The following is an 18958-nucleotide window of genomic DNA, read 5'->3' as shown; positions in this document are numbered from 1 at the left end:
GCTTCTATTTGCCGAGATTTGTTACTTCCTGCCCAGCCACGAGAATACTGACTTTTTCTGATCGCCTTGTACCAATCTCGCGCGCTGAGCCAGCGTATCCTCATGGTCAGGCTCCAGCTCCAGAATACGGTCACAGACGGCCAGAGCTTCCCGGCTTTGTCCATTCTCGATCATCATCGTCATGCGCAGATGCAGAATGCTGACGAACTGAGCGTCGAGCGCCAGCCCCTGCTGTATGTAAGAGGCTGCCTCATCCTTCCGCTCCAGCATGTAATGCGACCATGCCAGGAAGTCGTATGCATACGCACTCTCAGGGTCAATAGCCAGCAGCTCATGGCAGAGAGCAATGCATTGCTCGTAATCTTTTCCATGATCAAAGGTGACATGAATTTTTTTCTCATGGGCCCGCACCAGCGCCGGCTCAATCGCAATCGCTTGGTCCAGGTGATGGAGACTCTCCTGCCATGTCTCCTCTTGATGGAGCAACAATCCCAGCTGCAAATGATAAGAGGCAACAGCGGAATCGATGACAATCGCTTGGCGATAAGCAGCGATCGCCTCGTCACGCTCTCCCTGGTCTCGATGAATATCGCCGATTAAGTCATAGAACAGATCCGCTTGCTCTGCCTTCTCCATCCATTCAACCGCAAGACGGTAAGCATCATCCAGCTGTCTCATATTGTAATAGCTCAACGCCGCATAATAGACGGCTTGCTCGAGGACATAACGAGCCATAATCTTCTCGAACTCAGCCGCCGATTCGTCGTACTGCTGCATACGGAAGTAGCACATGCCCTTACAGAGCAGCGCATCCTTTTGCTCCGCTTCGAGCTCCAATGCATAGTCGCAATTGGCAATGGACTCCTCGAATTCACCCATATAACGCAAAGCGTTCGCTTTCTCCACATACAAGCGCACATCCCGGAGATTATGCCTCGCAGCCTGATGGAAAGCCTCGATGACATGCTGGTACTGTCCGACTCGGTTCAGCATGTTCATCTTCACGATGTACGCTTCTGTATAGTAGGCGTTGATCGATAGCGCCTTGTCCGCCGCCTCATAGCATTCGCCATACCGCTCAAGCTCCAGCAGCGCATCAGCCTTCTGCCTGTAGCTATTGGCAAAGCTCGCATCATAGTGAATAGCCAGCTCTGCAGACGCCAGCGCTTCTTCATGACGCCCCAGCCTATTCAGCGTATACGCCTTGTTGTTATACAGCGAAGCCTCGTCTGGCTTAAGCTCAGTCGCCTTCTCATAATAGACGACTGCTTCCTCCAGCTCTCCCAGCTCCTCCAGCAAGACAGCCTTCCAATGATACAGATCCATATGATCCGGATAAAGCGCCAGCGCCTCATTGACCTTCGTCAAGGCAAGCTCCTTCTTGTCCATATGGTGCAGAACGACGCATAGCTGTACCTGAAGCTTCGCCGAGGGATGCTGCGGCTCCAGCTCGCATAGCAGCTGATAAGCCTCCTCAACCCGCCCCGTTGCCAAATACGATGTCACCAGCTCATGCGCCGCGTTGATATCATCGGGCCGTCCATTCGCTTCAGTCGTCATCTCTTCAATCTGGAAGCGATGCGCGGAAGCCAGTAAATTAATGACTTCATGATCGTTCGGCAATATCTGCTTCAATTGATTCAGATAAGTTGACGCATCCACGTAATAGCCCAGGCTGACGGCACACTTGCCCAGCGAGAAGAGCACATCGGCTGCATCCGGTCTAATCGGCAAGATTTCCTTATAGTCCTGATACGCCTCTTCATAGCGCCCTAGCCGGAACAACAAGCCTGCACGGTAATAGCGCGCATAATAATCCGACTCATCCCTGTCCAGCAGCTCGTTAAGCTTCCCCCCTGCCTCCGCCAGCCTGCCCAATGCCATGCTGTAGCGGGTCCCCAGAATAATCGCATCGGGATGGGACGGGCACAGCTGAGCCAGCTGTAGCAGCGCCTCTCGTGCAGTATAATAATCGTAATCATCGACGGCTTGCATGCCTGTGCGATATTGCTTGATGAATGTCTCCTGCTGCCCAGGCACGCAGTTCAGCAATTCCCCATAGCGGAAAAACTGATCGCGTTCGATCCGGTTCATGACAAATTCAATAAAGTTCTGATGGTAGTCTTCCAGAAGCTTGTCCTTCTGCTTATTCCACTCAAAATGCTGATTGAGCACCACCCATACCGGTTGCGGAAGGTGGAAAAACTCCGTCAAAAAATTGAGCGTCACGCGGCTAGCCGCCTCGCGGGTATCGATCAGATGGCAGACATCCATATCAAGCAGCGATTGCCAAGCGCGTATATCCAGCCGGGCCTCATAGTTGTCATAGACCCCTTTCAGACGATTCAAATATTGCTCCAGCGGGTCATCCGGTTCGCCGCCCGATACCATGCCGGACTTGGCAGCGGCTATCGCTTTCTCATAGGCCTCCCGAATCTGCTGGAATTCCTCTGGATGCGTCTCGGGATTGTAGACTTTGATCAGCTGGGTGTATGCCCGCTTGATGACCTTCTCATCCGTCGTCGGTTCGATTCGTAAGACCGCAAATTCCTCCATGCTCTACTCTCCCTTTGCCTCAATAGCGTCGAATACGTCCTTCAGCAGCTTCTTCATCTCTGCAATCTTTCGCGGCTCCTGCTTGTCCAGCGTATCTTCGAACTCCCGCAGCAGCTTCGCAATCTCCATCCGCTCATAGCCGATATGCTCCTCATACAGCCTCTCGCCGCGCGCGATGACCCACTTGTTCTCTTGCTGGTCGCGGGGATGAATCTTAAGCGTAGCGAGCTGTTCGATGCGCCTTGCCATCTCCTCCTGGGACATATCGCCCGGATTACGCTCGATCATTATTTGTTTCACAAGGCCGGTGGACGGCACCTTCACTTCGACCTCCAGCAAGCCGTTGATGTCATAGGTATACCGAACATCGACGCATTCCTGCCCTGCCGAACGACCCGGCACAGGTACGTTAATCTCCCCAAGGAAGATATTTTCCCGCGAAAGTCTGGCTTCCCCTTGCAGAATATCGACCTTGATCATCCGCTGATTGTCATTGGTTGTATAGAAGCGCTCAATCCGGCTCACCGGGATGGCCGTGTTGCGCTCAATAATCGGGAAGAAATGTCCGCTCTCATGATAGCCGTTCGACTTGGTTACCGAGACCGAAGTGCCCAGCGTATAAGGACATACGTCAGTCAGGATGACTTCCTTCAGGCTTTCATGGCGCTCCTTCAAGCCCGCCTGAATGCCAGCCCCTATCCCCACGACTTCATCCGGGTTCACATTGGCATACGCCAGCTGTCCGAACAGCTTGCTGACGAACGTGCGGATGAAGGGCAATCTCGTTGCGCCGCCTACGAGCAGAATGGCGTCGAGATCCTTCACCTTCAGCGAGGCGTCGGACAAAGCCCTCTCGATTGGCGCCCGAAGCCGCTGCAGCAGCAGCTTCGTCGCCAGCTCGTATTCACCCTGGCTAATCTCTAACGCAAGCTCACTGTCCTTATGCATAAAAGCCATTCGCGCGGCGCGCTTGTCGGCGAATGACAGCTTCGCCATCTCCGCTTGCTTACGCAGCTTCGCGAACTCTTTCGGCTCAAAGTCATCCTCCGTTAATCCGTGACGGTTCAAGAACATATCAATCAACAGCTGCGTGAAGTCCTCACCGCCCAGGTAATTGTCCCCCGCTACAGCTCTGACCTCCATCACTTGGTCGAATAACTCCAGGATGGATACATCGAAGGTGCCGCCTCCCAAATCGAAGACCAGAAACTTCGTATCCGCATCCCGTTGGTGAAGTCCATAAGCGATGGCTGCCGCCGTCGGTTCCGTAACCAGACGCTCCACTCGCAGCCCCGCCAGCTCACCGGCGCGAACCGTCGCTTTACGCTGCACATCATTGAAATACGCCGGAACGCTAATCACCGCTTCATGCACAGGCTTGCCCAGCACATGCTCCGCATCCTTCTTCAGCGCTTTAATGACAAGCGCCGACAGCTCTTCAGGCAGAAACTCCTGCTCGCCGAGCTTAAACAGCTTTTTCGTACCCATATACCTTTTGAAGAAAGACGCACTAAGCTCGGGATGAGAGATTTGCCGCTCCAGTGCGATCTGTCCCACGACGAATTCGCCATCGCCGTCCATGCTGACCGCCGATGGCGTCAGATGCTTCCCAAGCCCGTTCGGGATAATAACCGGTCCTTCCTCCGTCCAATAGGTAACCAAACTATTCGTTGTCCCCAGATCAATGCCTATGATCGTCATAAGTCCTCCGTAATACATCCGTTAATGGTGATATCCTCAATATCTTACAAGATTGCTCTATCTCTTGCTATATCAAAGTATATCGGCAAATAGCCCGGCACTCCATAGCTTCCTGCATAGCATCTGTAAACTAGACAAGCCGCAAGCATAGTCTCCCAAGCACTTAGCTTCCATTATAAAAAGCGGCAGAAAACCGTCCAAGGACGACTTCTGCCGCTAATCGATATCCGATTCAATTGAGCTTGCGCGTTAAACTAATCACTAGCAATACGGCACCGATGCACGCACCGACCAGCGCAATCGTATGCAGCCCTGCTGTCGTCACCGTAGATCCAAAAGCGATGCCGAGCAAGCTGGTCGACAGGATGCCGCCGACCGAACGGAAGGTCTGGAACAAGCCGGATGCCGCTCCCGTCTCGCTGGGCTTTGTATGCTGATAGAGCGCCGTCTGAAGCCCCATGTTGTTCATCCCATTCGTTATCCCTACGATAGAAGTAGCCAACAAGATGAAGAAGATCGGTGTATCCTCGCCCATAAACAACAGCAGCAACGTGCCTAGAAGCAGTGTGCTGCTCCCGGCAATAATGGCGGGGCGGTAGCTCCAGCGCTGGATGATGCGAACCGCGATTGGCGTCGCCAACATTCCGATTCCCGCGAAAGGCAGCATCAGAAGGCCTGCTGTCTGCGGATCATAGCCCTTCACCTGGCCGAGCCATAATGGCATACTGAAGAACAAGGAGTAGAACACGATATTCAGCCCGGCGAACTGCGCATATACCGATTGCAGCTTCACATTGCGGCCTAACATGCGCAGATCAATGAACGGCTTGTCCGTCTTCAGCTCTCTAATGCCGAAGAGAACCGCAAATACCGGAACGACCGCAAGCAGCCACCACATGGCGCCTGAGCCGAGCGAGGTGAGGAACAGCATGAAGCTGATCAGCATTCCCATGAACAAGAGGACGCCAGGCACATCCAGCAGCTTCAACAAGCCGCCGCTGCTCCCCTTCTCCCGCTTGCGGTCGGCAGGCATCCAGCGATAAGCCAGCACGATCACGGCTAGCGCAATCGGAATATTGATCCAGAAGATCGAATGCCAGCCGTTGTGCTGAACCAGCAGACCGCCCAGCGTCGGGCCGAATGCCGCCATGACATTGGCGGATACCGAGATGATGCCTAGCGACGACGTCATGCCCTTAGGCTGTCCGCCAGTTGCCGGCTGGGCGAAGGAGCGGACAATCGCCATTCCCGCCGGAAAAGCTACCGTGCTGCCGAGCGCCAGCATGATCCGGAACGCCAGCAGCCAGCCGAATGACGGCGCCCATACGGAGAGAAGGCTGCTCGCAACGACAATCGTGAGCCCCGTCATCATGACGCGGCGAGCGCCGAGCAGATCCGCAAGCTTGCCCATTAACGGCTGTCCGGCTGCCGCTGCCAGATAGAAGCCCGTAATGAGCCAGGTTGCCGTCGCAACATTAATGCCATAGCTTGCGCCTATGCCCAGTAGCGCAACGGCGATCATAGAAGAATTGAGCGGATTGAGAATGACGCTGAGCGCGACGACCCATGTCATTTTACGTAGCGAATAGGTGGATGGAATGGTATTCATTGTAGCCCTATGTTGTTCTGTTGCTGCCATCTTCATTCATTCCTTTGCCATATCTGTCATAAACCCATTGTAAATGGGAATGCTCATAAAGAAAAATAGATGATATCGAATGAATTAATAATGATTTTATTATAAAGGGAGATGCGATGATGGATTTGCAGCATTTGAAATATTTTCAGACCGTGGCCAGACTGGAGCATATGACATTTGCCGCCCAAGAGCTGCATATCGCCCAGCCCGCTCTTAGTGTCATTATCTCTAGGATGGAGGAACAGCTCGGCGTGCCCCTGTTCGACCGGCAAGGCAGGCGTATCAAGCTGAACCCATACGGCAAAATCTATCTGGAGAAGGTTAATTTGGCGCTTCATGCGCTGGAGGAGGGCCAGCGCGAGCTGTCCGATCTGGCCGGCATCGAGAAGGCTACTATCAGCATTGCGGCGACGACGCTTAACCGCTTCTCGAATGTGCTGGGACCCTATCTGGCTGCCCATCCGCAAGCGAACTTCCGCATTATGCAGACGCCTACGGAGGAGATGAAGGTCCAGCTGCTGCAAAGCGGCGAGATCGACTTCGTCTTTGCCGCGCCGCCGATTACAGCCGAAGGGATAGTCGGCTCGGAACTGCTGACGGAGGAGATTATGCTGGTCGTGCCGCCGCAGCATCATTTTGCAGGTCGCAGCAGCATACGCCTTAGCGAGGCAGCCCATGAACCGTTTATAAGTTTGAAGCCGGGATACAGCTTCCGGGATCTGACCTTCTCGTATTGTAAGGAGGCGGGCTTCGTGCCGCGCGTTGTGTGCGAGGGAGATGAGCCTACCTCTATCGGAAGCCTGGTAGCAGCCGGGCTCGGCATCGCTTTCCTTCCTGCCGCAGCGCGTAGTGGTAATAGCTCGCTAGTCTTTCTCACCATTGAGGAGCCGGTATGTATGCGAACGATGCAGCTGGCCTGGCTGGAGGGCCGTTATGTATCGGGAGCGGCTCGTTCGTTCCGAGATTTCGTCATCGGCTACTTTGCCTCAGGTAGCGACAATTTGGCTGTAGACTAACCCCATTCCATCAGGCGTATAATGGAGTATGTAAATGACAGGAAAGCAGGTGCAAGCACATGAAATTTAGTACATATGCCTACGAAAGACCGGACGTGAAGACGTTCGAGCTGCAATTCAAGGAATTGCTGAACGCATTCACGAGCGCAGCTACGTACGAAGAACAGGATGAAGCCATGACTGCGGTCAATAAGCTGCGCAGCGAATTCGATACGATGCAGACGATTGCCAGCATCCGCCATTCCATCGATACGAACGATGAGCTCTACAAAGCGGAGCAGGACTTTTTCGATGAGAACGGCCCCATCGTCCAGGAATACATTACCGATTACTATCGCGCACTGACAGGTTCCTCGTTCCGCGGACAGCTTGAGGAGAAGTGGGGACGGCAGCTCTTCCAGCTGGCCGAGCTGTCGCTGAAGACGTTCAGCCCTGAAGTCATCGAGGACCTTCAGCTTGAGAACAAGCTGACGACGGAATACAGCAAGCTGCTTGCCTCCGCCAAGATTCCATTCGAGGGAGAGGAGCGTACACTTGCGCAGCTCACGCCATTCCAGCAGTCGCCGGACCGCAGCATGCGCAAGCGTGCGGCTGAAGCATCCTTCGGCTTCATGGCTGAGCATGAGGCCGATTTCGACCGCATCTACGATGAGCTGGTCAAGACACGGACGAAGATCGCGCATAAGCTCGGCTTCCGCAATTACGTCGAGCTTGGTTATGCGCGAATGAGCCGGACGGATTACAATGCCGAGATGGTCGCAAACTTCCGCGAGCAAGTGCTGGAGCATATCGTTCCGGTCGCTTCGAAGCTGAAGGAGCGCCAACAAAGCCGTATCGGCGTCGATGAGTTGCTCTACTATGACGAGAACCTGGCGTTCCTGTCGGGCAATGCTACACCTAAAGGCGATCCCGAATGGATCGAAAGCAACGGCGCGAAAATGTACGCGGAGCTGTCGCCGGAGACCGATGAGTTCTACCGTTTCATGCAGGATAATGAATTGATGGATCTCGTCAGCAAGAAGGGCAAGCGCGGGGGCGGCTACTGTACGTATATTAGCGAGCACCAGGCTCCTTATATCTTCTCCAACTTCAACGGGACATCAGGCGATATCGACGTCCTGACACATGAGGCAGGGCATGCTTTCCAGGTGTACCAAAGCCGGAGCTATGCGGTGCCGGAGTACAGCTTCCCGACCTACGAAGCTTGCGAAATTCATTCCATGAGCATGGAGTTCTTCACCTGGCCGTGGATGGATCTGTTCTTCAAGGAAGACGCGGACAAATACCGCTTCGACCATCTGGCAAGCGCGCTGATCTTTATTCCGTATGGCGTAACGGTCGATGAATTCCAGCATTTCGTCTACGAGCATCCGGAAGCGACTCCAGAGGAGCGGAAGGCAGCTTGGCGGGGAATTGAGAAGAAATATTTGCCGCATCGCCAATATGCGGAAAATGCGTACCTGGAGCAAGGCGGATTCTGGCACAGACAGAGCCATATCTTCAATTCGCCGTTCTATTACATCGACTACACGCTCGCGCAGATTTGCGCGTTTCAATTCTGGAAGAAGATGCACGAGGACCGCAGCGCCGCATGGACGGACTACCTGAATCTGTGCAAGCTGGGGGGAAGCTTGTCCTTCACCGAGCTTGTCGCCAAAGCTGGCCTTGTCTCTCCGTTCGAGGACGGCTGCGTCACTTCCGTCATTGGAACTATCGACAGCTGGCTGAATGAGGTAGACGACCAATCGTTATAAATTTGTGGACCTAAAAAGACGGCTGCCGGTAATTAAACCGACAACCGTCTTTTTCTTTATTTATTTTGCGACGTTGGCTTTTGCCCCCTCTTCCATCATATTCGCAATATCTTGGATTTGGTTCATCACCGAGATCGGATCGGAGAAATAGAAGCGGTAACCGTCAATTTCGTACAGCTTGTTATTTTTAACCGCAGGCAATGTTCCCCAAAGAGGGTCACTCGCATAATCAAACGATTCCTTCTTCGTATCTACCGACATAAAGATATGATCGCCGGCATAATGATCCACGACCTCACTGGAAATAGTGGCCCAGCCTGTCTTCGGATCGATATCCCGGATGACATTTTCATTCATAGGGATGCCCAGTTCACCATGTATGGTTCCTCCCGTATAAGCGTTCCCATAAAGCGTTAACTCCTTTTGAATCCCGCCGGCAAATACAACGGCTGTCTCGCCCTCTTTCAGCAAGGCTTGTACCCGCTTTTTGGCTCCGGCCAGCTTCTCCTCGAATTCCTCCAGCCAAGCCGCAGCCTCAGCCTCTTTATTCAGAATAACCCCAAGCTGCTTTACTTGTTCCCGAATATTCGTGCTGTGGTCAAGATAAACGGCTGTTGCAATTTTGGAATAGGCTTCATATTTCTGGGCATCGCCTGTCACAATAAGATCGGGATTTGCCGCGACTATTGCTTCCAAGTTTTCAGAAACGTCCATAATTCCTTCAACTTGATCCTGCAGATAAGGATTCTCCATAAACATGCGATTGGTTCCCACAGGCTTGACATCAAGCGCCAGCAAGTAGCCCAGATAGAAATCGGTCACTACCCGCTGAGGATTGTCCGGCACTGCAACCTCTCCCATCGAAGTAGACACAAGCCGCGTCCCTCCATTAGCCGCAGAATCTGCGGTTGCCGTTGCTTCCGAAGTGGTCTGCGGGGCTGTATGATTTGATACGTTTGAATTCGTGCTGTTGCCCGTATTGGCGCTTCCGCAGGCGCCAAGCAGCAAGCCGAAAGCGAGCAGCAGGCTGGCCGGCACCATTTTTGCAAAGTTAAACATGTTGTCTGATCCTCCATTCATGTGTTGATAATAATTATCATTATCATGAATAGAAATATAGCATGGCTCATTAGGACGGGCAATGGAATTTCTCCCTGCCTGTGATGTAATATCCTCCTTATTGTCATGCTTGCGGAACGCTTGCGGGGACATGCCCATCTGCTTTTTGAAGGCATTGCTGAAGTAATAGGCATCCCGGTATCCAATAGCGGAAGCAATCATATATAGCGGAAGTTTGGTTTCGGTGAGCAGCTCGCAAGCCTTCCTCATCCGCAAGCGAATGAGGCAATCGATCGGGCCGCGATTGAGCACTTGCTTGAAGCAATTCGAGAGATGGCCTGGGCTTCTGTTCATGGCAGCCGCCAAGGTATCAAGCGTATGAGGATCGGCATAATGCTTGAGCATATATTCCAGCGTCATCGTCACCAGCTCAGCCGGACTTGTCGGTTTGGCTGCCTGTGGTTTGGCATGATATTGCTGAATGACCCCGGATAGCCATTGGTAGAACGCCGCCTTTAATTCCAAGAGTGCCGTCTGCTCTTGAAGCTGGCTTAATTCGAGCATATCGGACAGCAGGTCATAGAGTGCGACCGGTTGGCTGGGAGTCAGGTGGTAGACCATCTCGAAAGGATTGTATTCGGCCAACAGCGCCATCTGATGTTTCGTCAGCCTGTTCCCCAGATCAGCTTCATAACCAACCATACTGTACTCAACCCCATCTACCCCAGCGTTCACTTCACAATAGCTTTTTTTAGGCATATGGATTATTTGCAGCTCGTTCATGGCATAGGTTCGCTGATTCAACATCAATAGCGCATTCCCCTTGCTTATGCAGAAAAAGCTGCCGGACTGGGCAGTCACAGCGCTGCGCTCCCCAGGTTTAAGAATATGCTTTTGGATATGGATATGTTGGATATGGACTTGGTTCCATAGTTCGATATGTTCGCTCAACTGCAGCATAGGGATACAATCTCCGTTTTCTCTGTTAAGGTCGCTCATGGTTATAGTTTATCATGGATATGCGTCCCGTACAGTTGTGGACCGCCCATGCCATGGCTCAACAGCCAAACTACAACAGAATCCTCCACAGGGCCAAATAAAGCACAAGCGCCGCAGCCATCCAGAGCGCATAGGCATAATTCGGCCGAGCCATCTCCATAGCGGTCTTGTTCTGCAAGCCGGCGAGCAAATGATTGACAGCCGAAGCTGGCGAGATCGGGTTGGATAAGCCCCAGCTGCCTAGCAGCAGCACCGCAAAATAAGCGGAGGATAGGCCCACCGCAGCGGGATCAATACCCGTGGCAAGGATCGTAACCGGCACAATGGGATGAAGTCCAATCCAGGATGTCGCCATAATGAGCAGAACGGTAAATAGCGTAAACGCCAGCCAAAGCGGTACCGGCAGCTTCTCCAGCAGCTCAGGCACATAGGCTCCGAAGCCCGTCGATCGAATGGAGCCGCTGAAAAATCCGGCAGCAAGGAATAACGTAATCTCCTTCTGGAGAGCTGGCAGCGTAACCGATATATGATTCGCAATGCCTTGTCGGTAAGTATCCATTGCTCCTTTCGCCGCACACCAAAGCAGCGGAATCAAGACTGCGCCCAGACAGGTGATCAGCACCATTGGCAGCTCTAGCAGCCACTCCAGCAGCAGAATAGCCCCAATCGCCAGAACAAGATAAGCGGCCAGTCCAAACGGAAATGATGCGCGGTCTGACAGATTGCCTACCGGAGCGGGTCTGACCTCCTCTGCTTCCCGCTCTGTGTCCATATCAGAATCATTCTGCTCACTGCACCATAACTCGCGTCTGCTCACGACCATGCTTATCAATAGGCTAAGGAGCGATAAACCAATAATATAAGGCAGAATCGACGTCCAGCGGAGCGATAGTGCAGACGTGACTAATGCCATCGCAGCGAAGTAAGGCGACCACATAATGGCTCCGCCGAAGCCCCGATTCATCGCTGCAGCCAGCAGCCGGGCTGCACCGCTCGCATGAGGCTTGACGAAAGCGAGATGATAGACGACCGAGATGGAGCCTACATTGATGAACGCGCCCATGATCTGAGTAAGCAGTTGAGTGCCTGTGAACATCACGGCTTTGCTTTTGACGCTCTTTTCATAGAAGTGGCGCAGCGCCGCCACGTATGCCGGCAGACGAACGGGAATGCCGAACAACGGTGCGAATACAAACAGGGTAACAAGCGTTGCATTAATGCCCGCCGACTCAAACCAAAGCCGGACATCCGCTTTCTGGAGCAGCATGAGCAGAACTCCGCCCGCCATAAAACCCGTCGCCAGCCACTTGGATATCCCTTTAAGCCTTGGAAGAGCCAGTGCAATAGCCAGAAACGCCAGTCCCCCAAGCGGATAAAGCAGCAGCTCCACATGGGTGAGCTGCTGCACGATAAAGATGGCAGCGAGCGAGAACACGACTGTTCTCTCCGCCGCTGCCCGTATAGATGTTGCCATACGATTCGCCTTCTTCTTTTAATTAAACTGCCAGCAGCTCAGGCTTAGATTGCCGTACTGATAGCTGCGGTGAAGCAGCTTCGCCTGCCGGTTCCTATCACCTGTGCCCATCGCAAGCAGCAATGGAATGAAATGCTCGCTTGTCGGAACCGCATCGCGCGCATGAGGAGCCAGCTCCATGTAACGGAACAGGGCTTCCACATCCCAATCCTCCAGCTTGCTCTGCAACCAATGATCGAAGGATTCCGCCCAATCGTCAACTCCGTCGCTCGACCGCCAGTTCAACCGTCGCAAATTATGAACCGTTCCGCCGCTGCCGATAATCAGAACATCTTGTTCCCTAAGCTCGCCAAGCGCCTTGCCAATCTCATACTGCTGCTCCGGCGTCAAATGCCGGTTCACAGATAGCGCGACAACCGGAATGTCCGCATCCGGATACAGCAGCTTCAGTACAGCCCATGCGCCGTGGTCAAGGCCCCGCTCTTCATCCAATACGCTGTCTATGCCTTGCTTGGCGAATAAGGATTGGATACGCTCGCTCAGCGCTCGATCGCTTCGGGCCGGATAGGTTATCCGGTACAGCTCATCCTGGAATCCGCCAAAATCGTAAATCGTGCTGTATGGCTCCGCCGCGCCAATCGTCTGGACAGACTCCTCCCAATGGGCGGAAAATAATACGATCGCCTTCGGCTTAGGCGTATTTGCGCCAAATTGCTTCATCAATTCTGTATAGGCATGTTCCTCCAACACAAGAGAGGGCGCTCCATGCGCGAAAAAATAAGAAGGCATCATTGTCCCATCGCTCCTTTATCATTGTTTATTGCCGCATCTTGCTTCAGCCAGCTCACATAATCAGCCATGTTCTCCTCTGTCACCCCATGATCGGACGGGTATGTTTTAAAAGTCAGCTTGGAGGTTACGCTACCCATATATTCGGCTGTCTCATGGCCGATGCGAATCGGGAATACGGAATCGAACTCTCCATGGGAGACAAATACCGAGACGTCACTCATCGATTGGACGTCATATTCGGTTTTCACGAATTGCGGAATATACCCGTTCAGCGCCACAATGCCCCGCAGAGCGTTCCCCATCGTATGGGCAAGCGTCAAGGAAAGAATAGCCCCTTGGCTGAACCCCAGCAAGTAGCGGCTGCCCGCATCCACCGGATATTTCTCTGTTGCATACTCAATAAAGGCTTCGAGCTGCTGCACAGCCCGGTCGAATGACTCGCGCAAGGGATTGCCCAGGCTTTTCAGCTCATAATATTGATAGCCTGCCCCAAGCAGCAGATCGCCGCGAATATGAATCGTAATAAAGCGGTCTTCAAACGGCTTCGTCAGACCCGCCATATTGCCCTCATTTGACCCTTTCCCATGAAGCGTGAATAAGGCAGGGTACGTCATGCCGGGCTCCATGCCCTCTGGCAAGTGAATCTGGTAAGCGTATGCTGGTATCATATAAAACTCACCTCTCGGTTCAAATATTAGTAATAAAGAAATTAATTTTATATAAGTAATTTATACGAATGAACACTGGCATGTCAATGGAAAAATTGATAATATGAATATATCATCTGTATTACAAATATTTTTGAGGATGCGTGAACCCTATGGATATCGGCTCCAACATTCGGGCCATACGAAAGCGGAAAGCGATCACGATCGCCCAAATATGCGAAGAAACCGGCCTGTCCCAAGGCTTCTTAAGTCAGGTCGAGACGAATAAAACCTCACCCTCCATTGCTACGCTGGAGAATATTGCGAATGCCCTGAAGGTGCCGCTTGCTTATTTGCTGCTGAAAAAAGAAGACCGCATGCATATTGTGCGCAAGTCGGAGCGCAAAGTGACTACCAGCGGCAGCGAGCAGCTGAAGGTGGAGCATCTCAGCTCCTCCAAAAATGTAAACATGATGCTTGTCGAGTTCCCTCCCGGCGCATCTACAGGCGAAGTTCCCCATGCCCATGAAGGGGAAGAGGTTCATGTGGTGATCAAAGGCCGAATTTATGCCGAGCAAGGTGAAGATTCTGCCGAATTCGAGGAGGGCGACTCCTTCTCCTGGAATGCCTGCACGCCCCATCTCGTCCGCAATATCGGCGATGAGCAGGCGATCGTTCTGATCTCCGTCTATACGGAGACCGAGCAGCAGCAGCCTTATGCATAGCTCGTTTTAAAAATAAAGAAGAGCACCCTCCTCGAATGAGTGGATGCTCTTCTTTCGTTCGCCTCTTCTATTGGGATTGCGGATGAGGATGATTGGTATAGTCCTCTTCCTGCTTGCCCTCTTGCTCCATCATAAAATCCATATGCTTATAGCCCCAGCCGCACATATCCGTTAAGACCGCGCTTAACGTCTGGCCATGCTCCGACAGCTCATATTCGACCTTCGGTGGAATCTCTTGATAGACCTTCCGTACAACCAATCCGTCCCGCTCCAGCTCCCGCAGCTGATTAGTCAGCATGCCTTGCGTCACATTCGGCAGCATCCGGCGCAGCTCGCCAAATCGCTTCGTCCCATGATAGAGCAGAATAAAGACAATAAGCGGCTTCCACTTTCCGCCGATTACCTGGAGCGTTGCTAATATGCCCTTCGTTCGAGTAGGATCATTTTCATCCATTGGCATACCGTTCGCCTCTTCCCGCTTTGAAATATTCATTACCGTTACTTTATCAGAGTATCTCGCATAACAACAGTACGCAGTTTCAACGTACTTAGTACGTTTTTCCGTACTGTCTGACTGTAAGCCAGCAAGAGCCAATGGTACGTTTTATAGAACCTAGTACGGGAAAACTGCGTACTTTTCAACGAACACATCTTGCTTAATAATGGAGTTGTAATCGCGATTGCTACAACAACTGAAAGGGTGTATTTCCTTGCATATTTTAGTTATAAACGCTCATCCTCATTTACAGGATTCCCGCGGCAATAGAGCTTTGGCTCATGAACTAGAAACTTATGAACTTATCCATTTCCACAATCTTTATGAGCAATATCCTGACTGGAACATTGATGTCGAAAAGGAACAGCAATTATTACTCGCCTATGACCGCGTCGTCTTCCAATTCCCCCTGTTCTGGTATAGCACACCGCCGCTGCTTAAGAAATGGTTTGACGATGTACTCACCTTCGGCTGGGCTTACGGACCGGGAGGCACTCAGCTTCAAGGGAAGGAGTTTCTGGCTGCCGTCACAACGGCCGGGACAGAGAAGCAATACCGCTCCGGGGGACAGAATGCCTTTACCATTAGCGAGCTGCTTAGACCGATTCAAGCGACCGTTACCAAAATCAATGGCACTTACCTACCTGCATTCGTGCTCTACCATGTCCAAGAGCGGACAGATGAGTATCTTGCTGAACAGGCTAAGGCATATGTGGAGCATATTCGACAGGACGCTGCCGCGCTGATGTATTAATAGATAACAAAACCGCCAGAGTTCATTGAACTGCACCCCAATCGCTAGATGGTGTCTAACTATTGGGGTGCAGTTCAAGTCATGCTCTGACGGTTCTTAATTTATTGCTTGGACAAACGGTCCTGTGCCATGCGTACGAGTTCCCGCACCATCGAACCGCCGATTTTGCCGCCAATATGTCCGGCAGATTCCGTCGACAGATCGCCATTGTCGCCTTGTCTAAGCGGAATACCCAGCTCCTTGGCCACCTCATACTTCACATCGTCAGGCCGCTCGGGATTCACATTATACCCCTCTTGCTTCATCACGTTTGCCTTGAATGCCTGCATGCCGCGCGCTGCCTCCGGCACAATATACTTTCTTCTCCGGGCCATACTGATCGCTCCTTCTGTCTTTTAACCATAGGTTGCCCGAATAAGTCCGGCCTACGCAATGTGATTATTGGCAAGAAGCGTGGATCTAAATATGCATCCTCCGCATGGATGATTTCATTCTGTTCAATTCTGATGGCTTCGCTATACCGGAGACTCGTCCAACAGATAGACAGGATCGCCGTCCCGGATATATCCCGTCTTGACAGTTGAAGCATACACACCGACGTTCAGTTGAAAGTGCTCATGCACTTGCCTTAGCAAGGAGGGGTCTCTTTCGAGTGTTCCCGGATCTATCGTAATCATCGAACAGCGCTCGCAGTCGGAATCAATCTGAAGCTCAGCATTGCCTACACGTATCCGTCTGCCGATCCAGCTTTGTTCCCCTTCTTCCTGCGTTTCCAGCTTCAGCATGAGATTGGGCCGAAAGCGAAGCGCATCGAGCTCCTTGCCCCACTTTGCTTCGATCCTCTTCACCGTCTTGTCCGTCAAAAGGAGAAGGCTCGCCGCATCAACAGACAGCAGCTCATCGTTCTCAGGATTCGGAGCAAACATCGCCGACGAGGACAATTTCTTTCGCGAGAGAGCTTGAATCTGCTCTAATAGCTGGTCATCCCAGCTATACCTTTTGCCATCCGGCCCGTTAACCCGTACTCCCTCATTCTCATAACTTGCCTGATACGACAGCATATTCGGAATGGTTCTAGCGGTAACAAATCGGTTCCAGCCTTCTTTGGTCTCATCATAAAACGAGCATACACGATCGCCATGCAGCCCGTATTCCTCCAACTCACAACCCTCCAGCCGTTCTCCACCGAACGACTTGACGGGGTAACGATAGATCGCGCTTATCTCTCCGATACGCTTTGCCATTTTGCGAGCCTCCATCCTAGACCTGTCATTTTTATCTATAGTCTAACCCAAATGATTTCTATAACAAAAAAAGCAGCAGCCCCTCTCCCGCTAAGGGACAAGAACTGCTGTGCATTAAAGGTTAAGCTTCAATTTGCACTTTAAAGGAGAAAGGCTCCTCTGGGTTTCCAACATAATGAAGCTTGCCATCTTGTGTTTCCAATACCATATATACGTATAAGGTCTCGCCAATCAGGTTTACAATATTCGGTGTCTCGATTGTAATACCGCCTTGTCCGCCCGAAAGCTCCTGTCCCTCATGAACAAATACGTAGTCGCCATATTCCGATTCCAAATATGCAATGTCCTCGGCAGCCGGAGCTATATCATACTTGACGGTTGAGATCAGATAATAAGACATTACAGGCTGTACAGGTGCGTATTAAACATTAAGATAAATGCCATACACCGGCGGATCACCTTCGTATGATCTCCATGAGCCTCCGCTGACTTGTGCGCTTAACGGCTTGGATACGGTAATGGAACTGATCTCGGAAAGACCATGTTCATTCTCTCCAACGATATACAGCGTATACGGCTCATCCAGCAATAGTTGAACAGAATATACGGTACATGGCTCAGTAGCTGTTCTAACACTCGTTGGCTCATAGGAAGATGCTGCAATCGCTTTTTCCTTAATTTCACCTTTTGTTAAGGGAGCATGCTCTGTACCGGAATGATAAATAAAATACAGCTTGTCCGCATTCATCGATTCCACCATAAAATTAATGCCTACATCCGTGAATACAACCGGCTCCACCAACAAAACCTCTGGCACCTGGCTAGGCTCAGGTGTCACAGTCGGCCCTGGCGACTCGGTTGGTCCCGTGCTTTCGCTCGGTTTCGGCGACTCCGAAGGCTTTGGTGTTGCGGTCGTTACTGGCGACTCCGTCGGTCCCGTGCTTTCGCTCGGTTTCGGCGTCACCGTTGGTTCTGGTGTTCCGGTCGGAGCCGTTGTCGGGCTTGGCGTCGGCGCCGGTATATAAGGCGCTGGCGGATTGGTAACCGACACAACTGGCGTTGGCGCTTTATCATCCAGCTTATGCCCGAATGGCGATTGCACGGCACCAATCTCAATCACCGGATTCGAGCCGGAGCCCCAGTGGAAGCCCGGTCGGAACGTGATGATCAGCGTTTTGCCATCCTCGGATAGCGTGAAGCGATCCTCCTGATTGCTCAGGGCGTAGCCGTTGATGCTGAATTGAGACAGATCAATCGATTGGGGATCAATCGCGCCTGTGAACGTCAGCTTCAGCTCGCTCGTCCCGTCTACCGATACGCCGGAGAGTGCTGGCGAAGGCTCAACCTGTTTCTTGGTTTCAAACGAAGCTTGGATCAGCTCATCCCTTTTGACTTGGGACCTGCCGTCGAATTCACCTGTCTGGCCACCGTTGAGCAGCTTTAAATCAAGCGCTAGCTGAACATAGCCTTTGGCCCAGTCCGATACATTGGTATTCGTTCCGGGTTTTGGATTGGCTTCTCCCGCCAACCCTAATCCGCGCACCAAAAATGTAGCCAGCTGTTCCTTGGTCACGTTGCCCGCAGGGTTGAACTCTCCCGAGCCTGTGCCCGTCGTAATGCCGGCTTTCTTTATTGCTTCAATATACGGCAGCGCAAACCCGTTAGACGGATCATTCGCCTGAACGTCACTGAAGCTGGAGCTCTTGAGTGATGTGTCCACATTGAGACCAAAAATCAAAGCTGCAACTTTGGCGAATTGAGCGCGATTCATCTCCTCTTGGAGACCAAATTGCCCGTTGCCGGTTCCATCGAACACACCTGCTTGAATTAAGGCGTCAAACTTTGCCTTTGTCGCCGCATCCAAGTCCTTTAAGTCTTGAAAATTTTTCGTTGTTCCATCCTGCGCATAGGCTCCGGCTGCCGCCGAGAACATCATGCAGCCTATTAAGAGCCAAGCTACGACAACTTTCCGCATGTCACTTCCTCCCCATTATTTATACAAATAATATAACGGATTTTTTTCTGAAAAACATGAGCATTTCTGAAAATTAAATCCATTTTTCGTTGTACACAATTTATTTTCAGTCAGTCATGCTACCTTT

General features: G+C 51.9%; 16 protein-coding genes. 4 read left to right on the top strand and 12 right to left on the bottom strand.

Annotated features, from left to right (window positions below):
* Nucleotides 1-21: 21 nt before the first annotated feature.
* From ACFVSO_RS21550 to ACFVSO_RS21540, 3 genes are all read right to left on the bottom strand, one after another.
* A complete protein-coding gene (locus ACFVSO_RS21550) occupies nt 22-2556 on the bottom strand; it encodes a J domain-containing protein (RefSeq protein ID WP_387477374.1) in 2535 nt (844 codons plus the stop codon).
* Between the two features lie 3 nt (nt 2557-2559).
* A complete protein-coding gene (locus ACFVSO_RS21545; protein WP_387477372.1) occupies nt 2560-4257 on the bottom strand; it encodes an Hsp70 family protein in 1698 nt (565 codons plus the stop codon).
* A 232-nt stretch (nt 4258-4489) separates the two neighbouring features.
* A complete protein-coding gene (locus ACFVSO_RS21540; RefSeq protein ID WP_387477370.1) occupies nt 4490-5896 on the bottom strand; it encodes an MFS transporter in 1407 nt (468 codons plus the stop codon).
* A gap of 119 nt (nt 5897-6015) precedes the next feature.
* Between ACFVSO_RS21540 and ACFVSO_RS21535 the strand changes: the two genes are divergently transcribed.
* Together ACFVSO_RS21535 and ACFVSO_RS21530 are read left to right on the top strand one after the other, a co-directional pair.
* Nucleotides 6016-6912, top strand: coding sequence for a LysR family transcriptional regulator (locus tag ACFVSO_RS21535; RefSeq protein WP_387477612.1), 897 nt, complete (start codon nt 6016-6018; stop codon nt 6910-6912).
* Nucleotides 6913-6971: 59 nt separating this feature from the next.
* Complete coding sequence (locus ACFVSO_RS21530) at nt 6972-8666, top strand: M3 family oligoendopeptidase (protein WP_387477368.1); 1695 nt, start codon at nt 6972-6974, stop codon at nt 8664-8666.
* 60 nt (nt 8667-8726) lie between these two features.
* Here ACFVSO_RS21530 and ACFVSO_RS21525 read toward each other — a convergent pair whose 3' ends face one another.
* From ACFVSO_RS21525 to ACFVSO_RS21510, 4 genes are all read right to left on the bottom strand, one after another.
* Complete coding sequence (locus ACFVSO_RS21525; protein ID WP_387477366.1) at nt 8727-10532, bottom strand: AraC family transcriptional regulator; 1806 nt, start codon at nt 10530-10532, stop codon at nt 8727-8729.
* 262 nt (nt 10533-10794) lie between these two features.
* A complete protein-coding gene (locus ACFVSO_RS21520; RefSeq protein WP_387477364.1) occupies nt 10795-12198 on the bottom strand; it encodes a hypothetical protein in 1404 nt (467 codons plus the stop codon).
* An 18-nt stretch (nt 12199-12216) separates the two neighbouring features.
* Nucleotides 12217-12990: a DODA-type extradiol aromatic ring-opening family dioxygenase gene (locus tag ACFVSO_RS21515; RefSeq protein WP_387477362.1), complete on the bottom strand. Its 774-nt coding sequence runs from the start codon at nt 12988-12990 to the stop codon at nt 12217-12219.
* Entirely contained in the window at nt 12987-13658 is a 672-nt protein-coding gene (locus ACFVSO_RS21510) for an alpha/beta hydrolase (protein WP_387477360.1), read from the bottom strand. Before ACFVSO_RS21510 ends, ACFVSO_RS21515 begins: the two co-directional genes overlap by 4 nt.
* Nucleotides 13659-13810: 152 nt before the next feature.
* Between ACFVSO_RS21510 and ACFVSO_RS21505 the strand changes: the two genes are divergently transcribed.
* Nucleotides 13811-14362 carry a helix-turn-helix domain-containing protein gene (locus tag ACFVSO_RS21505; protein ID WP_387477358.1) on the top strand — a complete coding sequence of 184 codons (552 nt, stop codon included), beginning with the start codon at nt 13811-13813 and terminating at the stop codon, nt 14360-14362.
* A gap of 67 nt (nt 14363-14429) precedes the next feature.
* Here ACFVSO_RS21505 and ACFVSO_RS21500 read toward each other — a convergent pair whose 3' ends face one another.
* Nucleotides 14430-14822, bottom strand: coding sequence for a winged helix-turn-helix transcriptional regulator (locus tag ACFVSO_RS21500; RefSeq protein ID WP_387477356.1), 393 nt, complete (start codon nt 14820-14822; stop codon nt 14430-14432).
* A gap of 250 nt (nt 14823-15072) precedes the next feature.
* Between ACFVSO_RS21500 and ACFVSO_RS21495 the strand changes: the two genes are divergently transcribed.
* Nucleotides 15073-15612, top strand: a complete 540-nt coding sequence (locus ACFVSO_RS21495) for an NAD(P)H-dependent oxidoreductase (protein WP_387477354.1) — start codon at nt 15073-15075, stop codon at nt 15610-15612.
* 101 nt (nt 15613-15713) lie between these two features.
* Here ACFVSO_RS21495 and ACFVSO_RS21490 read toward each other — a convergent pair whose 3' ends face one another.
* From ACFVSO_RS21490 to ACFVSO_RS21475, 4 genes are all read right to left on the bottom strand, one after another.
* Complete coding sequence (locus tag ACFVSO_RS21490) at nt 15714-15986, bottom strand: alpha/beta-type small acid-soluble spore protein (RefSeq protein WP_387477352.1); 273 nt, start codon at nt 15984-15986, stop codon at nt 15714-15716.
* A gap of 141 nt (nt 15987-16127) precedes the next feature.
* Nucleotides 16128-16856 carry an MOSC domain-containing protein gene (locus ACFVSO_RS21485; RefSeq protein WP_387477350.1) on the bottom strand — a complete coding sequence of 243 codons (729 nt, stop codon included), beginning with the start codon at nt 16854-16856 and terminating at the stop codon, nt 16128-16130.
* A 121-nt stretch (nt 16857-16977) separates the two neighbouring features.
* The gene (locus ACFVSO_RS21480; protein ID WP_387477348.1) at nt 16978-17256 is read right to left on the bottom strand and encodes a hypothetical protein; all 279 of its coding nucleotides are present in this window, start codon (nt 17254-17256) and stop codon (nt 16978-16980) included.
* Nucleotides 17257-17277: 21 nt separating this feature from the next.
* Complete coding sequence (locus ACFVSO_RS21475) at nt 17278-18831, bottom strand: S-layer homology domain-containing protein (protein WP_387477346.1); 1554 nt, start codon at nt 18829-18831, stop codon at nt 17278-17280.
* Between the last annotated feature and the right edge of the window lie 127 nt (nt 18832-18958).

Origin of the sequence: Paenibacillus sp. NPDC057967, from assembly GCF_042887015.1 — a bacterium.
GTDB lineage: Bacteria > Bacillota > Bacilli > Paenibacillales > Paenibacillaceae > Pristimantibacillus.
The sequence above is the reverse complement of the archived record's forward strand: the minus strand, read 5'-3'. Positions and strand labels throughout refer to the sequence as shown.

Coding starts and splice junctions, on each gene's coding strand:
- ACFVSO_RS21550 (WP_387477374.1), bottom strand. CDS start 2,556: ATGGAGGAATTTGCGGTCTTACGAATCGAACCGACGACGGATGAGAAG.
- ACFVSO_RS21545 (WP_387477372.1), bottom strand. CDS start 4,257: ATGACGATCATAGGCATTGATCTGGGGACAACGAATAGTTTGGTTACC.
- ACFVSO_RS21540 (WP_387477370.1), bottom strand. CDS start 5,896: ATGGCAGCAACAGAACAACATAGGGCTACAATGAATACCATTCCATCC.
- ACFVSO_RS21535 (WP_387477612.1), top strand. CDS start 6,016: ATGGATTTGCAGCATTTGAAATATTTTCAGACCGTGGCCAGACTGGAG.
- ACFVSO_RS21530 (WP_387477368.1), top strand. CDS start 6,972: ATGAAATTTAGTACATATGCCTACGAAAGACCGGACGTGAAGACGTTC.
- ACFVSO_RS21525 (WP_387477366.1), bottom strand. CDS start 10,532: ATGTTGAATCAGCGAACCTATGCCATGAACGAGCTGCAAATAATCCAT.
- ACFVSO_RS21520 (WP_387477364.1), bottom strand. CDS start 12,198: ATGGCAACATCTATACGGGCAGCGGCGGAGAGAACAGTCGTGTTCTCG.
- ACFVSO_RS21515 (WP_387477362.1), bottom strand. CDS start 12,990: ATGATGCCTTCTTATTTTTTCGCGCATGGAGCGCCCTCTCTTGTGTTG.
- ACFVSO_RS21510 (WP_387477360.1), bottom strand. CDS start 13,658: ATGATACCAGCATACGCTTACCAGATTCACTTGCCAGAGGGCATGGAG.
- ACFVSO_RS21505 (WP_387477358.1), top strand. CDS start 13,811: ATGGATATCGGCTCCAACATTCGGGCCATACGAAAGCGGAAAGCGATC.
- ACFVSO_RS21500 (WP_387477356.1), bottom strand. CDS start 14,822: ATGCCAATGGATGAAAATGATCCTACTCGAACGAAGGGCATATTAGCA.
- ACFVSO_RS21490 (WP_387477352.1), bottom strand. CDS start 15,986: ATGGCCCGGAGAAGAAAGTATATTGTGCCGGAGGCAGCGCGCGGCATG.
- ACFVSO_RS21485 (WP_387477350.1), bottom strand. CDS start 16,856: ATGGCAAAGCGTATCGGAGAGATAAGCGCGATCTATCGTTACCCCGTC.
- ACFVSO_RS21480 (WP_387477348.1), bottom strand. CDS start 17,256: ATGTCTTATTATCTGATCTCAACCGTCAAGTATGATATAGCTCCGGCT.
- ACFVSO_RS21475 (WP_387477346.1), bottom strand. CDS start 18,831: ATGCGGAAAGTTGTCGTAGCTTGGCTCTTAATAGGCTGCATGATGTTC.